Annotated in this window: 21 protein-coding genes and 2 pseudogenes; 16 read left to right on the forward strand and 7 right to left on the reverse strand. The window is 69.0% G+C overall.

The genetic code is table 11. From position 1 onward, the window contains the following. Positions 1-47: 47 nt before the first annotated feature. The 13 genes and pseudogenes from OHA19_RS44785 to OHA19_RS44845 all read left to right on the forward strand — a co-directional run bounded on the left by OHA19_RS44785 (position 48) and on the right by OHA19_RS44845 (position 7,639). Positions 48-335 (forward strand): hypothetical protein, encoded by a 288-nt coding sequence (locus OHA19_RS44785; RefSeq protein ID WP_405723029.1) that lies wholly within the window; start codon positions 48-50, stop codon positions 333-335. An 80-nt stretch (positions 336-415) separates the two neighbouring features. Beyond that, positions 416-1,198 carry a hypothetical protein gene (locus OHA19_RS44790; RefSeq protein WP_405723032.1) on the forward strand — a complete coding sequence of 261 codons (783 nt, stop codon included), beginning with the start codon at positions 416-418 and terminating at the stop codon, positions 1,196-1,198. Between the two features lie 165 nt (positions 1,199-1,363). After that, positions 1,364-2,038, forward strand: a complete 675-nt coding sequence (locus tag OHA19_RS44795) for a GGDEF domain-containing protein (RefSeq protein WP_405723035.1) — start codon at positions 1,364-1,366, stop codon at positions 2,036-2,038. Further along, positions 2,035-2,474 (forward strand): annotated as a pseudogene (locus OHA19_RS44800) (hypothetical protein). Before OHA19_RS44795 ends, OHA19_RS44800 begins: the two are co-directional and overlap by 4 nt. Further along, positions 2,471-2,776, forward strand: coding sequence for a hypothetical protein (locus OHA19_RS44805; RefSeq protein ID WP_331734515.1), 306 nt, complete (start codon positions 2,471-2,473; stop codon positions 2,774-2,776). Before OHA19_RS44800 ends, OHA19_RS44805 begins: the two are co-directional and overlap by 4 nt. A gap of 202 nt (positions 2,777-2,978) precedes the next feature. Continuing rightward, positions 2,979-3,455, forward strand: coding sequence for a hypothetical protein (locus OHA19_RS44810; protein ID WP_331734518.1), 477 nt, complete (start codon positions 2,979-2,981; stop codon positions 3,453-3,455). A 154-nt stretch (positions 3,456-3,609) separates the two neighbouring features. After that, on the forward strand, positions 3,610-3,987 hold the full coding sequence (locus OHA19_RS44815; protein WP_331734519.1) for an HIT domain-containing protein: 378 nt from the start codon (positions 3,610-3,612) through the stop codon (positions 3,985-3,987). Positions 3,988-4,001: 14 nt separating this feature from the next. After that, on the forward strand, positions 4,002-4,475 hold the full coding sequence (locus OHA19_RS44820) for a nucleoside 2-deoxyribosyltransferase domain-containing protein (protein WP_331734692.1): 474 nt from the start codon (positions 4,002-4,004) through the stop codon (positions 4,473-4,475). A gap of 715 nt (positions 4,476-5,190) precedes the next feature. Beyond that, positions 5,191-5,466, forward strand: coding sequence for a hypothetical protein (locus tag OHA19_RS44825; RefSeq protein WP_331734694.1), 276 nt, complete (start codon positions 5,191-5,193; stop codon positions 5,464-5,466). After that, positions 5,426-5,968, forward strand: a complete 543-nt coding sequence (locus OHA19_RS44830) for a DUF6879 family protein (RefSeq protein WP_331734521.1) — start codon at positions 5,426-5,428, stop codon at positions 5,966-5,968. Before OHA19_RS44825 ends, OHA19_RS44830 begins: the two co-directional genes overlap by 41 nt. 21 nt (positions 5,969-5,989) lie before the next feature. After that, positions 5,990-6,838, forward strand: coding sequence for a helix-turn-helix transcriptional regulator (locus tag OHA19_RS44835; RefSeq protein WP_331734523.1), 849 nt, complete (start codon positions 5,990-5,992; stop codon positions 6,836-6,838). Positions 6,839-6,934: 96 nt separating this feature from the next. Beyond that, positions 6,935-7,117, forward strand: coding sequence for a hypothetical protein (locus OHA19_RS44840; protein WP_331734525.1), 183 nt, complete (start codon positions 6,935-6,937; stop codon positions 7,115-7,117). A 45-nt stretch (positions 7,118-7,162) separates the two neighbouring features. Beyond that, positions 7,163-7,639, forward strand: a complete 477-nt coding sequence (locus OHA19_RS44845) for a DUF6415 family natural product biosynthesis protein (RefSeq protein WP_331734527.1) — start codon at positions 7,163-7,165, stop codon at positions 7,637-7,639. A gap of 335 nt (positions 7,640-7,974) precedes the next feature. Here the strand turns inward: OHA19_RS44845 and OHA19_RS44850 are convergent, their stop codons facing one another. Further along, positions 7,975-8,298 (reverse strand): hypothetical protein, encoded by a 324-nt coding sequence (locus OHA19_RS44850; RefSeq protein WP_331734529.1) that lies wholly within the window; start codon positions 8,296-8,298, stop codon positions 7,975-7,977. 40 nt (positions 8,299-8,338) lie between these two features. Between OHA19_RS44850 and OHA19_RS44855 the strand changes: the two genes are divergently transcribed. Next, a complete protein-coding gene (locus tag OHA19_RS44855; RefSeq protein WP_331734532.1) occupies positions 8,339-9,337 on the forward strand; it encodes a hypothetical protein in 999 nt (332 codons plus the stop codon). Positions 9,338-9,342: 5 nt separating this feature from the next. Here OHA19_RS44855 and OHA19_RS44860 read toward each other — a convergent pair whose 3' ends face one another. Beyond that, positions 9,343-10,014, reverse strand: a complete 672-nt coding sequence (locus OHA19_RS44860) for a hypothetical protein (protein ID WP_331734533.1) — start codon at positions 10,012-10,014, stop codon at positions 9,343-9,345. 463 nt (positions 10,015-10,477) lie between these two features. Then, positions 10,478-11,689 carry an IS4 family transposase gene (locus OHA19_RS44865; protein ID WP_331734825.1) on the reverse strand — a complete coding sequence of 404 codons (1,212 nt, stop codon included), beginning with the start codon at positions 11,687-11,689 and terminating at the stop codon, positions 10,478-10,480. A gap of 637 nt (positions 11,690-12,326) precedes the next feature. Here OHA19_RS44865 and OHA19_RS44870 point away from each other — a divergent pair. Further along, a pseudogene (locus tag OHA19_RS44870) lies at positions 12,327-12,518 on the forward strand (transcriptional regulator); the annotation flags it as partial. A gap of 32 nt (positions 12,519-12,550) precedes the next feature. Here the strand turns inward: OHA19_RS44870 and OHA19_RS44875 are convergent. Next, entirely contained in the window at positions 12,551-12,781 is a 231-nt protein-coding gene (locus OHA19_RS44875; RefSeq protein ID WP_331734537.1) for a hypothetical protein, read from the reverse strand. A gap of 34 nt (positions 12,782-12,815) precedes the next feature. Further along, complete coding sequence (locus OHA19_RS44880) at positions 12,816-13,175, reverse strand: hypothetical protein (protein WP_331734538.1); 360 nt, start codon at positions 13,173-13,175, stop codon at positions 12,816-12,818. Between the two features lie 119 nt (positions 13,176-13,294). Here OHA19_RS44880 and OHA19_RS44885 point away from each other — a divergent pair, with 119 nt between their 5' ends. Next, positions 13,295-14,017, forward strand: a complete 723-nt coding sequence (locus OHA19_RS44885) for a hypothetical protein (RefSeq protein WP_331734540.1) — start codon at positions 13,295-13,297, stop codon at positions 14,015-14,017. Positions 14,018-14,600: 583 nt separating this feature from the next. On the opposite strand, the gene OHA19_RS44890 is transcribed toward OHA19_RS44885, so the two are convergent. Together OHA19_RS44890 and OHA19_RS44895 are read right to left on the reverse strand one after the other, a co-directional pair. Next, a complete protein-coding gene (locus OHA19_RS44890; RefSeq protein ID WP_331734541.1) occupies positions 14,601-15,068 on the reverse strand; it encodes a helix-turn-helix domain-containing protein in 468 nt (155 codons plus the stop codon). Further along, positions 15,068-15,625, reverse strand: coding sequence for a hypothetical protein (locus tag OHA19_RS44895; protein ID WP_405723044.1), 558 nt, complete (start codon positions 15,623-15,625; stop codon positions 15,068-15,070). The genes OHA19_RS44890 and OHA19_RS44895 overlap by 1 nt, the downstream gene beginning before the upstream one ends. Between the last annotated feature and the right edge of the window lie 303 nt (positions 15,626-15,928).

Genomic DNA, 15,928 nt, shown 5'->3' on the forward strand with positions numbered 1-15,928 from the left:
CCCCGTCTCAGCAGCCGAGGCCGGCACCGGGCACCCGCGACAATCCGGTGACCACGACGCCCGAGAGCGTTCCGTCGGGGTGTTTCTGGTTCATGGACCCCGACGGGACGCTCTGCCTCGCACCCGGGTGCATGGCCCGGATCCAGGACCCCGACGCGGAATGCCTGTGCGACTCCCTCACCGCCCGCTACGGCCGCCTCGTCCAGAAGCTGCGGGACCTGCAAGAGCGCCAGCAGTACGCGAACACCTGGTGGCACGCGCTGCGAGCCGCCGTTGCCGCACACCCCGACGGCCGGGCCATCCTCGCCGACACCCAGCACCGCGCCGGCCGCTGACCCACCCGGCCCGCTCCGCACCTCCACATCCAATGCCCGGCGCCCGCCCGGGCCACCTCAACCCATTCTGGGAGGACCTCATGTCACGCACCCGCAAGCCCGCCGCCTGGTACATCGCCACCCCCGCCGACGGCATCATCGAGATGTCCCGCAAGGCCGGCACCCCGGTGAACCTCGCCACCGCCGTCGGCGACGTCATCGACCACCCCAACCCCTGCACCAACCGCTGGTTCGACGAAAGCGACTTCTCGTACTTCCGCATGGTCAAGCGCGCCGGCGAGGCCCTGGAAGACACCAGCATCTGGCCCGCCACCTGGCCCATCCGGCTGTGGATCGTGGAACCGGTCGGCGAGACCGGCAACTGGAGCCCCCGCCACTACCCCTACCGGCTGCTCGCCCACCAGATCCGCGTCATCGAGGAGACCGATCCGCATCAGGCACTCGGAGCCCGCGGCCGGGACGTCCTGGACGTCATTCACCACCAGATCCCCGAGCTCGCCGCCCGGTGGGCCGCTGACTGGACCGCCGACCCCGATGGCATGAGCCAACGGCTCTGGACGTGGGAGACCTGCGCCAGCCTCACCAGCGGTAGCGGCCAGTGGGCGCAGTCGGTGGCGGGCTCGGTCTCGCACAGCCGCCGCGAGGCGGCCGCGCAGACCTGGATCGAGGGCCTCGCGCGCAGCGCCGTCGACCAGGTCCTCGCCCACACCGGCCTCGACGTCAGCCACGGCGTGCGGCACTACGCCTACACCCGCGCCGTGGGCCTGGCCGTCGCCGCCCAGCACCAGCACCGCTTCGACCCGTACGTCCTCGACGCGCTGCGAGGCGTCGACCTCGACGCCCCTGCTCCGGCTGCTGTCTGACGGACGCTCCGTGCCGTCCCTGCCTGCGAAGGCCGGGACGGTCACGGTGGTCCCTCAAGCATCAGAAGCCCCGGGACGGCCGTAGAAGGCCGGAAAACCAGTCGGCCGCCCCGGGTTCACCCATCCCGTACGAGACGAGAGGGAGATCCAAGTATGGACCCCGTCATGCGCGTTGCGACCCCGCTCGGACGCCGCGCCCTCATCATCACGACCCTCGCGGTCCCGCTCACTGGCTGGACCGTTCACGCGCTCGCGCTCCACCGGCGCCTCGCTGCCGAGCGCCGCGACCCGCTCACCGGCGCCCAGCGCCGCGCCGCGTTCGAGCGCCGCGCCCAGCGCCTACTCGCCCGGCACCGTCAGGACTCCCTGCTCTGCATGGTCGACCTCGACCACTTCAAAGGGCTGAACGACCGCCATGGCCACGCCGCCGGCGACGCCGCGCTCGCCGCGACCGGTGAACGCCTCGCCCGCTGGGCCGGACCGCACGGAGTCGTCGGCCGCCTGGGCGGAGACGAGTTCGCCGTCGCGACCCGCGTGGACACCCGGGCCCGCGAGGACGCGATGAAGCAGCGCCTGACGGAGCTGATGGGCGTGCTGCACGAGCCCGTGCCCACCGAGACAGGGCCCCTCGCCGTCGCCGCGTCGGTCGGCACCGCCGTCCCCGACTACCTCGGCATCCACGCCCTGCCCGCCCTGCTGCGCGGCGCCGACGCCTCCATGTACCGCACCAAGCACTCCGGACAGTACGGATGGGCGGAGATCGAGGACCTGGAGACGCCCACCGTCAACGGACGCCGCGCCGGCCGCCGGGGCGCCGCACTGCTGGAGCGTGCCGCATGAGCAACGAACTCGAAGACGGCGACTGGATCCGCGGCATCACGATCCGCCAGCCCTGGGCCACCTGCATCCTCGCCGGGAAGCGCACGGAGAACCGCCCGGCCAACTGGCCCTGGCGCGGCTGGGTCCTCCTCCACGCCGGAAAGGCCAAGCCGGACCCCGCCTGCTGCGTGACCCGCTGGTCGCCACCGCGATCCGCGGCCGCGAGCTCCACCGCGGCGCGGTCATCGGCGTCGCCCGGCTCACCGACTGCCACCCCGACCAGGGACCCGAACGCTGCAGCAGCCCGTGGGCGCAGCGCGACGTTCACCACCTGGTCCTCGCCGATGTCCACGAACTGCCGCTGCCCGTGCCCGCCACTGGGGCGCTCCCGGCCTGGAAGCCGACGCAGGATCTCGTGGACCACGTCCTCCAGCAGCTGCCCCACCTGCGGCCATGACCCGCAGGAGCAGCAAGACGCCGCTGTGGGAGCCGGGCCTGATCCCGGTCCCCGGCGACCTGCTGGACTGGCGCGACGCCCGGCACTTCGACCACTGGCAGGACCACCCCTGCGCGCTGTGCGACAAGGCCACGCCGATGCGCTCCCACTCCGGGGAGCCCGTTCACAAGAGCTGCGCCGAGGCCTGGATTGCCGCGAATCCCACCGAGGCCCGCCGCCTCGGCCGGTTCGCTTCCGACGTCCAGGCCAAGCGTCGGCGCGACGACGACCACGCCTGCCCCCTCCCGCGGAGGTCCCCGTGAGCAGCACCCCACAGCACGACGCAAACCGCACCCTTGCCTATCCCGAGCCGCCCGCTTCCCCGCTCTGGCACCGCCTGGGCCCGAAGCCCCGGCCGATCACCCCGGAGCAGCAGCGGCGTAATCGCGAACTCCTGCTCAGTGCGCAGCACACCACCCGACCCCGTCCCCCTCGCCCTACCAACCCCCTGGCGGAGGCAAGCTGATGGACACCATGCACCTCGCCATCGACGGCTACGTCGATGCGATCCCGGTCCCCGGCACCAGCTGGGGAACCGCGAAGTTCGACCTGATCCACTCCTCCGCCGACGCGGACCAGGCCGCTCCCGACGCCCCCGACACCGTCTACGCCTGCAGCACCGTCGACCCGCGCATCGCCGACGTACTCCTGCGCGAGATACAGCCCGGCGACCTGCTGCGCGTCACAGGCATCGTCGTCCAGACCGACGACCCGACCACCCCGGCCCACTTCGCCGTCGACGCCCTGGAAGTCCTGGAGGCCGCCCCAGCCCCTGTGCTGTACGGCCTTGTACTTGAGCGCTGGGGGAACTACGCGGCGGTCTTCGACGCCGATCAGGACCCGGTGCCGGTGTTCACCGCGTCCGGCCACTGGGTCGGCGAGGCCGTCGGCCCTGACGCGATCAGCGACCTGATCGACGCCTGGGAGAACGGCAGCACGTGATCACGACACCGTCCTGGGGTGGCTCCCCGCTGGCCACCCCCATGGCGTTGTCCTCAACACCCCGGCGCCCCGCGAACCCGCCGGCCCCCGCCACATTGTCATCGGACGCGTGGGCGGCCGCCACAGAGTCATTGACCGGACCAAGGAGTCCTGAATGAAGACCTGCACCTTCTGCGCCATCGTCGCCCAAGAGATCCCGGCAGTCATCGTCCGCGAATGGCCCGACGCCATCGCGGTCCGCCCGCGCAGCGGCGGATGCACCGAGGGCCACGTCATGGTCCTGCCACGCGTCCATGTGGAGGACGCCGGCACCGACCCGGAGACTACCGCCGAGGTGATGCGCCGCGCCGCCGAGCTGATGGCCGAGCTTCCCGCCGCGAACCTGATCACCTCGAAGGGCCCCGAGGCCACCCAGTCCGTCTTCCACCTGCACGTTCACATCGTGCCCCGCAAGACCGGTGACGGCCTGCCCCTGCCCTGGACCCCGCAGCACGCCGCCCGCGCCGCCGCCGAGAACGGAGAGCACCAGTGAACATCCACCTGATCATGGCCCGCGAACCCCTGCCCGCCAACCCCTCCGTCTTCCTCGCCGGCCCTACCCCGGACAAGAGCACACCTGTTCCGTCCTGGCGGCCCGACGCCGTCCGTGCCTTGGCCGAACAGTGGACCGGCGACCGGCCGCTGACCGTCCTGAGCCCCGAGTCCCGCCATGGCCTGCGCGCCGACCGCTACGAGACCCAGGTCGACTGGGAGACCGAGGCCCGCGCGGCAGCCACGGCGATCCTGTTCTGGATCCCCCGCGACCTGCACACCATGCCGGGCATGACCACCAACGTGGAGTTCGGCCTGGACGCGCCGACGGGCAGGGCAGTGCTGGGCTGCCCGCCCGACTGCCCCAACCCGGAGCGCAACAGGTACCTGATCTACGTAGCTCGCCGCCTCGGCGTACCGGTGTGCACCACCCTGACCGACACGGCGGCCGCGGCCCTCGCGCTGCTCACCGCCAAGCGCCCCCGGTAGCCACGAGGCCGAAGTCGAGCCACGGCGGCCCCGCAGCCAGCGGGGCTCTACATCGACGAGCCGGCCGCCTCCGCAACAGAGCCGACCCGATGAGCCTGCTCTGGGCTGCCCGCACCCTCCACCCGCAAGGAGCGAGAGCCCTATGACCTTCCGTGAGGACAGCATCAAGAGGACCTGCTCGCAGACGCCATCCAGAAGAGTGAGGAGCACGCCTCGCTCCGCTACCGGATCGGGACGCGGCTGCACCGCCGGGCGCCGTGATCGGGACGGCCCCGAGCCCGGCGCCGTCCCGATCACCGCCCTGTGACCCCCCAGCTGCACCCGTGACCGCCGCCAGCATCCGCACCCTGGATCTGCCCCCGGCACACCAAAGCCCTGTCCCCCGGCCTGAGCCGGGGGACAGGGCTTTTTGCGTTTAAATTCACCGACCAGCGCTGGGAGGAGACCACCGCGCACAGGGGTGCCTGGAGCGCCGGTGACGTGTTCGTGCGCGGCACCTGCCACGCCGACGACGTCACCCGCGCCGAAGCCGCCCGCTCCAGGCCGCCGCGCCGCCAGAGCCGGAGGACAACTAGGAGCCGGACCAGGGCCGCGGCTGGTTCCGCCAGCGGCCCTGACGAAGGAGAGCTGGGAGCCGCGGCCTTGACCGAGGGTGCCGGTGCGCGGGACGGTCATCACGCAACTAAGCGCAACCGACTCGACACGGGAGTACGCGATGACGTTACGGTTCGTCGGGATCGACCCGAACACCGGAGGCGAGGGATCGCCGACGGTGTGGGTGGAAGAAGAGAGCTCGGATCTGATCTTCCAGGGTGAGGAGGCCGACGCACTCCTCAAGACCGAGGTCGGCTCCACCCAGTGGGTGCCCGGCCACAAGGTCGGGATCCCCCCGCACGAGCGGGTGATCCGGATTCCGGCCCACATGGTGTCGATCGTGAGGGAGGCGTGCGATGCGGCGGAACGAGCTGCTGAACAGCGCGACGTTCGCTGACCTCCTCGAGGCCACCCACCGCAGCGCCGTCCATCTGGAGATGCGCGACGTCTACGCGGTGGGCGACGAGACGGACGACTTCGAGGACTTCCTGCGCACCGGCGTCCCGAACCTTGATCCGGCCCGTTCGTTCTGGCCTCAGTGGATGCCGCTCGTCCAGGAGGCAGTCGCCCGCGGCGTAGTGATGCGCCGCGCCCGAATCGTCTCCGAGCCGGTCACCGACTACATCCGCTACGAGCACGCCATCACCCCGCTCAACCTCCAGGCCGGAGAGGACGTGCGCTGGCTGCCCCGCCGCCACGCGAGCGACATCCCGCTGCCCGGCAACGACTTCTGGCTCCTGGACGGCCGCGTCGTGCAGTTCCACCACTTCACCGGCACCGGCGACTGGGCGACGGACGGGAAGGAACGCACCGACGACCCCACCGCGGCCGCGCTGTGCTCCACCGCGTTCGAGACCGTCTGGGAACGCGGTGTTCCCCACGAGAAGTTCACCGTCTGAACCCCTGGACTGCCCGCGACCATGACCGCCTCTCCCTCCTCCAGCGCCCAGGCCGCCCGCGAGGCGCTCGCCGTGCGTTTGCAGCACCTGCGCAAGGACGCCGGCCTCACCGGGAAGGAACTCTCCGCCCGGTGCGGCTGGCACCCCGCGAAGACGACCAGGATCCAGAAGGGCGACGCCCCGCCCTCGGACACCGACATCCGCACCTGGTGTTCGGCGTGCGGCGCCAACGACCAGGCCGACGACCTCATCGCCACCGCCCGCGCCGTCGACTCCATGTACCTGGAGTGGCGCCGCCTGCACCGCAACGGCATGCGCAAGGTCCAACAGGACTGGACCACCCTTCATGAGCAGACCCGAATCTGCCGGGTCTACGTCTCCAACGTGCCGCCGGGCTTCTTCCAGACCCCCGGCTTCGCCACCGCCCTCATGGAACAGATCACCGCCTTCCAGGGCACCCCCAACGACGTCACCGAAGCGGTCGCCGCCCGCATCGCCCGCTCCCGCTTCCTCTACGAGGGCGGCCACCGCTACGTCGTCCTCATGGAAGAATCCGTCCTGCGCTACCAAACAGCCGACCCCGACGCGATGCGCGGGCAGCTGCGCCACCTCCTGGCCGTGATGCCGCTCGCGTCACTCTCGCTCGGCATCATCCCGTTCACCGCGAAGCGCACCGTCTGGCCGTTGGAGGCGTTCTACGTCCACGACGACACCATGGCCGTGGTGGAGACGCTGACAGCGGAGATCAAGGTGACGCAGCCGCGCGAGATCGCCGACTACGCGAAGGCGTTCGCCGGCCTCGCGGAGATGGCCGTGTACGGCGACGCCGCCCGCGCCCTGATCCGGGCCGCGATCGACGCCCTGGAGTGAACCTCTGCAATATCTCGCAACTTGGTTGAGGGCGCGGCCTGTAGCTGCGTAGCGTCGAAGGCACCGACGGACCATCAGCCGGAGAGGCGGGGCCGCATGCGCGCACACACCGACATCACCGCCCCGGCCCCGGAGGGCCGCGGCCTCACCTCGCCCGCCTATGGCGTTCCTTCCCCGGCCCTGCTGGCCCGCGCGGACCGGGGCTACGCACGGTTCCTCGCCCAGCGGACCGAGGACCAGGACGAAAGAGCCGACGGCGGCGAGGACATCCAGCGGTGACCGCCGGCCACCCGCGCGAGACACCCCCCGGCAGCGAGGCCCGCCATGCACCCCAGCACACACACGGTCCTGTACGACCCCGAAGGACTGATCAAAGCCGGGCTCCCACTCGACCGTGAGCCGTACGAAAGCCTCGTCAAAGCCGTCCTCGCCTGGACCGGCGAAGACACGCTCACGACCCGCGACTACGAGCAGATCGCACTCCAGCTCACCGGCCACGCCCGCGCCATCGCCTCCGACGTCCGCCACCGCGCCGACCAATTCCCCAAGAACAGCGGCCCCCGGGCACTCGCCGACATCGTCCTGGCCGAGGCGGAAGGCCGGCTGTCCGCGAAACTGAAAGGCACCGCGCGCTGCGCCCAGAACCGCGCCCGCCTCGTCCGCGCCCTCTACGAACGCCTGGACCGCCTGGAGACCACACCTGCCCCGGAGAGGGTCGCGCCGAACGGCCGCAGCGGGGCCAGTACGAGTACGTCACCACCATCGGCTTCGCCGCCTGGAGCACCCTGTACACCTCTCTGAGCGCCAGTCAGTCGCCCCGGGTCTCCCGCCCGGGGCGACTTGCGTTTGTACCCCTGGGGCACACGTCACTGAGCTGCCCGCCCCGCGTACATGCAGCGTGAGTCACGACAATGCGCTCCGAGGTACTCCCCTGATCACCGGACAGGTCGGGCGGCCTCCGCGCCGCGACCGCCTGGTCCCGCCTTCGGCCCACGAGATGGGGTTCCGGTAAGAACTCTGTCACCGATCCTGCTGGCTTATTCCGTACCCAGCAGGATCGTCACCAGCCGCAAACGGCGGCATCCCTACGACGGGCCCGGCGGTACGTGTTCCCTCCGTTCAACGGACACGGACGGTTACCAGGGTGATGTCGGTGTGCCATCCGGGTCCAGGCCATAGGGCCACAGCCCGTTGAAGATATTCTGCATCGCGTCCAGGTGGAGCGGGGCGTCGGTGTTGCCGTGGTCGGCGGCCTGCCGGGCGAGGGTTTCGGCGCCGTCCCGATCCCCGGCCCTTTCCCGCACCTCGGCCAGGTGAAGCAGGGCGAAGCTGTCGCCGTGGTCGGCGGCCTGCCGGTAGAGGGTTTCGGCGCCGTCCCGATCCCCGGCCTTCTCCCGCATCTCGGCCAGGCGAGGGAGGGCGAGGATGTAGCCGTGGTCGGCGGCCTGCCGGGACCTCACACACGAGGCCCTCGATGCCCGCAGGGCCGGGCAGAAGGACATGGCCCTCGACTACTTCCGCGCCGTCCTCGTCTCCGCCGGCATCTTGCCCGTCCGCGACGAGTACATGGCCCGGCTGGAACAGTGGATCGATCGGAAGATCGCCACGATTGACGACGCCGAGGACCGCAAGCTGATCACCGCGTTCGTCCGCTGGGACCGCATCGCACGTCTGAGGCGACGCTCCCGCGGCAAGCCGATATCCGCCCAAGCGGCCGACATCATCCAGACCCAGATCGTCAAGGCCATCGCCTTGCTCGACTGGATCAAGGACCAGGGCGAGACACTGGCCACCTGCCAGCAAGCACATATCGACCTCTGGCTCACCTCAGAAGACCACCAAGGCCCCTACACCGCAAACCCGTTCGTCACCTGGGCGGTCCGCAGCAAGTTCGCCTTCAACATCAGCATCCCTGCCCGCCCCCGGCGTGTCTCCCACCTCCCGCTGGACGCCGACGCACGCTGGAGCATCGCCCGTCGGCTCCTCAACGACGACTCGATCGAGACCAAGGACCGCGTCGCCGGGCTGATGGTTCTGCTCTATGGCCAGACCCCCGCCCGAACGTGCCGTCTGACCACCGCACACGTCATCCAGGACGACAAGGGCGTCGCCCTTCAACTCCACGAGATCCCGTTGAGGCTGCCGTCGCCCCTGGACACCCTGGTCCTCCGAATCGTCGACATCGCCGACGATCACCAGAACACCGTGATGGCGAACGAGTCCAACGCACCCTGGCTCTTCCCGACCCAGCAGCCGGGGAAGCACCTGACCAGCAAACAGCTCCTTGCCCGACTCCGGAAGATCGGGCTTCCCTCCGAGTCCGGTCGTTGCGCGGCCCTGCTCGACATCTGCACCACGATGCCGGCGGGCGTCCTCGAACGGCTCCTCGGCATCAGCCCCGCCGCTGCCGACCGATGGGCAGCCGGAGCCGTCAGAACCGCCTACGCAGCCGAGGTGGCCCGCCGATCAGACGCCGGCGAGACTCTGGATCACTCCTGATGTCCTCAGCTGGTGCTGTCCTTGACGCCTCCTCGCAGGCCCCACTCATCCAAGCCGGAATAGATCAACGCGGTGCGGCCCCGCGGAAAGGAGAGGGTCTCGGCCTCACCTGTATAGACCGCCACCAGCGAGTCGGCTCCTCGCCACCAGGTGTCGGCCAGTCCCATCACTTCGCGCACCGGCTCGAACCCGTCCAGCACGATGCCATCGACATCGTCGCCGGTGACCTTGATGATCTGCTCCGCCCACATGGACGCGTGGTGGGTCAGCGCGAGCGACTCCACCCAGCCCTCGACGGTGGCATGGAGAGGCACCCACTGACCTGAGTGAATGCCGAACTCGCCAGACGGCCCGATCGTGAACCTGTACGGGACCGCGCTCCTCTGCATCCCAGCCTCGAACCACCAACCTTCAGATTCAGAGCCTTCAGGGGAGTCTGCTTCGAGGTACCTCGGGCCGCCGTCGTACCGAGATGCGGGTGGTAGGACCAGACCGCCCCAGCGCTCCTCATAAGCCGCCATCCGGTCGATGACCGCCGCCGGGATGTCTCGCTCAAGCCACCACTGTCTGTGGTCCTCGACGTGCCTGACGTCGACTTTGACTCCGTGCACTTGGACGAACGATCGAGCTCGTCGAGTCAGGCCGTCGGGCACATCGTTGAAGAGGTTGAGATTCACCAGAAGGACGCTACCGAGTAGCCCAGGGACAGCAGGCTCCGGCCCCCTGTGCCTCCTGTGGCACCGTGTCCCGGTCGAGCTGGAGGCATGGGCCTCATTGCCCTATTCCGCACGCCCGAATATCGGAACCTACCGACATGGATGAAGCTCATGCGCCAGACCGAGTTCGCCAAGCACGGCAGTGGTGCTCCCTATGTCGATCAGGTCGCCCATGTCACTGCTCTGGCAGTCGCCGCCCTCGCCGTCACCGGCCTGAGCTAGCCCCAATACCGTTCAGTTAGTGGCTTGGATGGTGATGTGGGGGCTGTGTTTGGGCTGGGGCCAGTGTGTGTGGTGGGAGCGTTTCGCGGCCCATTTCAGGACTTTGCGTTTGACGACTCGGGGGTGTGAGCGTTTTCGGCGTGTTGGGTTGAGGTGTTGGGTGAGCCATCGGATGGCGTGATGCCAGATCGCGTCGGCTGCGTCAGCGCCCGGAGGGGGGAAATGCGCTCTGCGCGACTGAACGGCGAGCGATGCGGAGGGCTTTGACGAAGGAAACTCTGTCGGGGTCGTGGCCGGAGAGTGCGGCAGTGTCGGCCATCAGGGTGCGGATGGCGTAGTGGCAGCACAGGTGTCCCCAGATTTCTTGCTGGACAAGGTCGGGGGCTTTCGAGCGCAGTACCGCGCGGGGCCCGCGCTGGTGGGTTTTCAGCTCGTCGAAGGTGGTCTCGATCTCCCACCGTTGGGCGTAGGCGGCTGCGAGGTCCTCGGCGCCGGCCTCGGCAGGGTCGAGGATCGTGGTCAACAGCCGGTACTCCTCGGCGTTGTCCCGGCCGTCATCGACCGTGTAGTCGATCACTCTGACCGTGAGCGGCTCCGTCGTGGCCCGGTTCGTGCCCGACGTCGGGACGATCCGGGCCAGCCAGGACCCATCGGCCAGGGTTTCCAGATACCGGGGCCGCAGGTTCGTCTTCACTCGCCAGAGCAGATCCGCACCCGTGGCCGCGGCCTGCTGCCAGAGGCGGAACCCGTAGAAGCCCCGGTCTGCCAGGACCAGCTGGCCCGGCTCCAGCCGCCCGACGAGCTGCCGGGACAACTCGATCTCCGACACGCTGCACGGGCCGGTGGCAGCGTCGAAGACCACATGGGTGCCGCATTCCGCCAATGCCACCAGGCGGGCCTGCGGAAACGCGGCCCGCTCCCCCCGGCTGGAAGCGGGCCGCCCGAAGAACTCCGCGTTGGCTGCCGTGTCTGCCACATCCAGGCACGTCCCGTCGATCGCCACCAGGCGACGCCCGGCCAGCCACGACCCCGGCGTGCCAGGCCCCGCCAGCGGACGCGCAACCCGAGCGAAGAGATCCCGCACCGGCTCGAACCCCAGACGAGACCTGGCCTGGAAGATCGCCGACTTCGAGGGCGGCGTGAACGACTCCGACCACCCCGACGCCCACGACAGCCCGTCCGTGAGCTGCGCGAACACATCCTCGTAGGAGCCATCCGAATACAGCGCCATCCCGATCGAGAAGTACGCCATCACCCGTGCGGGCAACGACCGGTGACGCCGCTCGGTACGCCCCGCCTCCTCGATCACCGCGTCAACCACATCCGCGGGAAACACCCGCGTCAGCAACCCCACAGACACCAAATCCGACAACCGGACATCAGACGACGGCTTCACCCAACCAGAACGCGGCATCCCCCACGATAACCCAGAAGCACTTAACTGAACGGTATTGGAGCTAGCCCCAGCCCACCGCAAGGTTCCAAGAAATCCTCGAAGCACCGGAAAGGACAAGCCATGGACGACCAGGAACTCCAGGAACAGCTCCGCCGCCAGCTCGAAGAGCAGGAGCGCGCCACCTGGCTTTGTTCACGACTCGCGTCAGCAGTTGTTCACCGTTGCGGGAGGCACCTGCGCGGCGGCGATACCGATGTTCACGGCTTTGAGCAGCAACACGGATCACGGGTCTGGCACCCGGCAACGGTGCCGCCACGACGGACCACCTGCCCCGTAGCCAGCGTTTTTGCCCAGCCCCTCTGGAAGCGGCAGACGGCCGACCTCACCTACGCCCCCGAGCTGCTGCTCAAAGCCGTGAACATTCGACGCGGGCCAGCCTCCGCAGCGCCTCCCGAACTGCTGTCAAAACGCTGCTCACTGTCGTGTACGAAGCCACGCCACCCGAGAGCTGGCGGAGACACTGGCAGAGGCAGCCCGCCGGGACGGCGGAGCCTGAAAGAAGCAAAGAATCCGGGGGCGCCGCGGACTTCCCGCGTCGCCCCCGGATTCTTTGTTTGCCTCGGAGGCGCCGGCCCGCCAGCGGTACAACGTCTGTCGGGCCCAGGTGCCCCGTCCGCTCCAGCGGGTGGTGGAGTACCGCGCGATGAACGTCCGCCGCTGGGACCGCATCGTCGAGGCCTGGGCAACCGGCGACCCAGGGCCCGGACGGCTCCCGGGAAGACGTCATCGTCGACCTCGGATCGCAGTGGGGCAGTACGAGTACGTCACCAGCATCGGCTTCGCCGCATCGCTCCAGAGCGGCCCCGCTTCGCCTTACGACTACCAAGCCCAGCCGATGTCGCGTACTTCCAGGCCGCCCGCGTAGGCCACGTACGAGATCCAGCACCAAGTTCCGAAGGAGTGGGCGATCTCCTCGCCGCCGGGCGCTGGCCACCGGCCCGGATGCCCGGCGACATCGGCGAGCAGGGCCTGTACTGCCGTCCGCGCCTCGGCGGACGGCAGTTCGTCCATAACCTCGGCAGCGAGCCACTCCAGCCGGACGTCACACATCCCGAGCCCCCTGGTGATCGACAGAGGCAGCACGCTACGACATGCCCGCCGCCCCTGCCGGGCCCTGTGGATAACCCCGCCGCGGCGGCCTCCCACCCGCTCGGGAACACTCCTCGGGCTCGGTGACGACGAACTCCTCGCCGTTCCACCGCACAACCACCTCCCGGACTCCGTCCGGCCCGCTCCGGGCCGCCCGCACCAGCTCGACCCGGCCCGCCATGCTCCAGCCACTCTCCGCCCAGTACGGGTGGGCACTGATCAGGCACGACAGCCGGATCAGCTCCCGCCGCAGCTCCGCCGCCCCGCTGTCGGGGCGGCGGGCGAGCTGGTTGTAGATGCGGATCTGCCGGCGCCTGAGATCGACCAGGTCGCTGGGAAAACGGAATGACGTCACTCACTTATTAGAGCAGACGTTCGAATCGTGGTGCTCCCAGCCGGGATCCCTCCTGGTGAGGATGCAACCTTGGTGATCCCCCCTTGTGATCATGAAAGGGGATTACTAGGGTTGCGTCCATGCGGGAAGAGATGAAGGGCCGTCCGATGGACGGCAATGACCGGGGCCGCCTGAACCTGGCCGTCGACGAGTTGACCTGGGACTGGGGCCGAACCCTCGCGGGACTCAGGGGCGGGGAACCGCCGCTCACTCCGTACGACGTCGACCACGGCGACGAGCGCACGCAGGCGGTCCGGCTGACCCGGCTCCGGGTCCTTAAGCACCTCGCCGGGTACGTCGACCTCTTGACCGAGCAGGATGCGCTGTTTGCCCTGGACCACGGGGCGGACGTCGATGAGATTGCCGAGGCCCTGGGAGTCACCCGCCAGGCCGTCACCAAGCGGTGGGGCCACCTCCGGCAGGGCGAGAACGTTGCCGTGGTCATCTCCCGCCGCGACCGGGTACGCGAGTACGCCGACGACCCGCGCGTCCGCGTCGGGGAAGTCGGCGGCGCCGAGCAGTACGGCAACGACAGGGGCAGGTGGCCCGTCGGCAAGCAGGTCCGGGCCGAGGCGAGATACGCCATCGTTGCCGTGGACGGCACCGTGCGACGCGTCTACGAGATCGCCCCAGACAGCTGGAAGGAAGTCGAGTCGCGGCTGTGGCAGTTCGACGCCGTCGGTGAACGCGAGCTGACCGCCAAGGAGATCGACGCCGCGTACCAGGCCGGCCGACTGCCGCTCAAGCCCGGCGATGACTGCCCCACCCGGGCCGGCGGTGCCTACCGCCCTCACTGGTTCTGATCCAAACGGCCCGCAAGGAGGCACTGTGAACTGCGAATTCTGCAACGAGGACAAGCCGGACGTGACCATCAGGCGAGACCCGTTCGCCTGGGAACTCGACACGGACAGGCGCGTACCGATGTGCGACCCGTGCGAACGAGACCGAGCAGACGACGCCTGACCCCAAAAAGCAACACCCCAGACAGACAGGTGGTCCAGAGTCATTGCAGCTGACTCCGGACCACTTGCAAATGTACGGGCCCCAGCGTGGAGAACCGCGTTGGCCGGCCGCCCCACGCGGACGAGGCAACTCGACGCTCCGTACGAACCCTTGCGGTGCTGGGCGTAGGCGGGTTGGCGCGGGCGTCGTACAGCAGGTCCGGACACGGGCGCATCGGGCAGAGCGACTGATCGTTGGACAAGACCACGACGATCAAAGGAATACGTGTTGAAGAAGCACCGGACGATGGGAAAGCCAAGACTCCTGCTGGCCAGGTCATCGAGCTCACCAGCCAGGCCCGCCAGAAGGTTTCCGCCTGCCTAGCAGCCGACGGCGCCCCTCCCGGGAGGGGCGCCGTCGTGGTGCGTGACGTGCGGCGGCAGTTCAGCCGGCTAGCCGGAGCGTGGGCCGGGCCTCGGGGGTGGGTGCGTCCTCGCCGCCGTCTGGGTCGGGGTCGAAGTCGGTGCCGGTGCGGACGTCACGTACCCGCGGGGGACGGATGTCACCGGTGGGGAAGTTGATCGGCCACACGTGCGTGTCCGGGGCCTTGAGGTGGTTGGTCATGTGGGCGAGCGACTCGTAGCCGGCCAGAAGCGGGTGGATCAGCAGAGTGCCCTTGCGCTGCCGCTCGCTGATGATGCCCTTGTCGCGTAGCTGACCGATAGCTCGGGAGACTGCGGACTGCGACAGACCGAGGCGCTCGGCGAGCTCCTGCTGACGGATGTGCACGAGGCCGCCGGGCTCCTGGCGAGCGGTCAGCACGTCGAAAATGTCACGCGCCGTGGCCGACAGGCAGGCATTCGGCAGGACTTCGAACAGCTGCGGATTGTGGAATCCAGCGACAGTGCTCATCACGAGGTCTCCTTCTTCCGAACCGTCGGAATCTCGATCTGGTGCGCCAACAGAACCTTCTGCAGCGACACGACCAACACCCGCTGGTTGTCGCTCCCCCACCCATAAGCGTAGAGCGGGTTGAGGCGGTACAGCCCGCGCTTCTCCTTCCAGGTGAAGTTGTGGCTGGAGAGCTGCCCGATGGCCTTGCTGACCTTCGTCTGCGAGCAGCCGAAGTGCACACCCAGCTTCGCCTGCGTCGTCTCCACCAGGGCCTGCTTGTCGTGATGCGTGACCATGTAGTCCAGCACGTCACGCGCCACCGTCGTCAGCCGGAACTTCCACAGGTTCGCCTGCAGCGCGTCGGACACGCTGGAGTGGTTCCCCCCGTAGAACGAATAGGGGCGCCGCCGCCGCTCGTAGCTGAGTGACCCGCCCTTCGCCAGCTCCTGGAACTGATTCAGCAGGTCACGAGCGGACTCCAGGCCATTGACGGAGTCCCGCTCGGGTGCCGGGACCGGAACCAGCGGCGACGTCTTCGACGACGTCTGCGCACGGCTCCGCAAGGACTGGGCCACTAGCTCTCCTCCATGATCATCACGCGCATAACATACCTCATGGGTGATGTTATGCGTGAGATCCATTCACCTCGGGCGTGTCCCTAGTCAGGGTCGATCTAGTCGGCTAGGGCGCATAGAACTCGGGCCGTACGACCGAGATCTATGCGTGCAGGGGAATAGAACTTTCGCGTTGTCGCAGGTCACAGCTTCGCTCCTATCTGATCTTTAGAGGCGCGCCCCAGGGGGTCGGCGCCGCGCCCCTCCAACCGCTGCATGCAGCGACAGGCGGCGGCCTTGCAGGCGAGGCCGAGGATCCATCCG

The organism is Streptomyces sp. NBC_00012 (assembly GCF_045040875.1).
Taxonomy (GTDB): domain Bacteria; phylum Actinomycetota; class Actinomycetes; order Streptomycetales; family Streptomycetaceae; genus Streptomyces.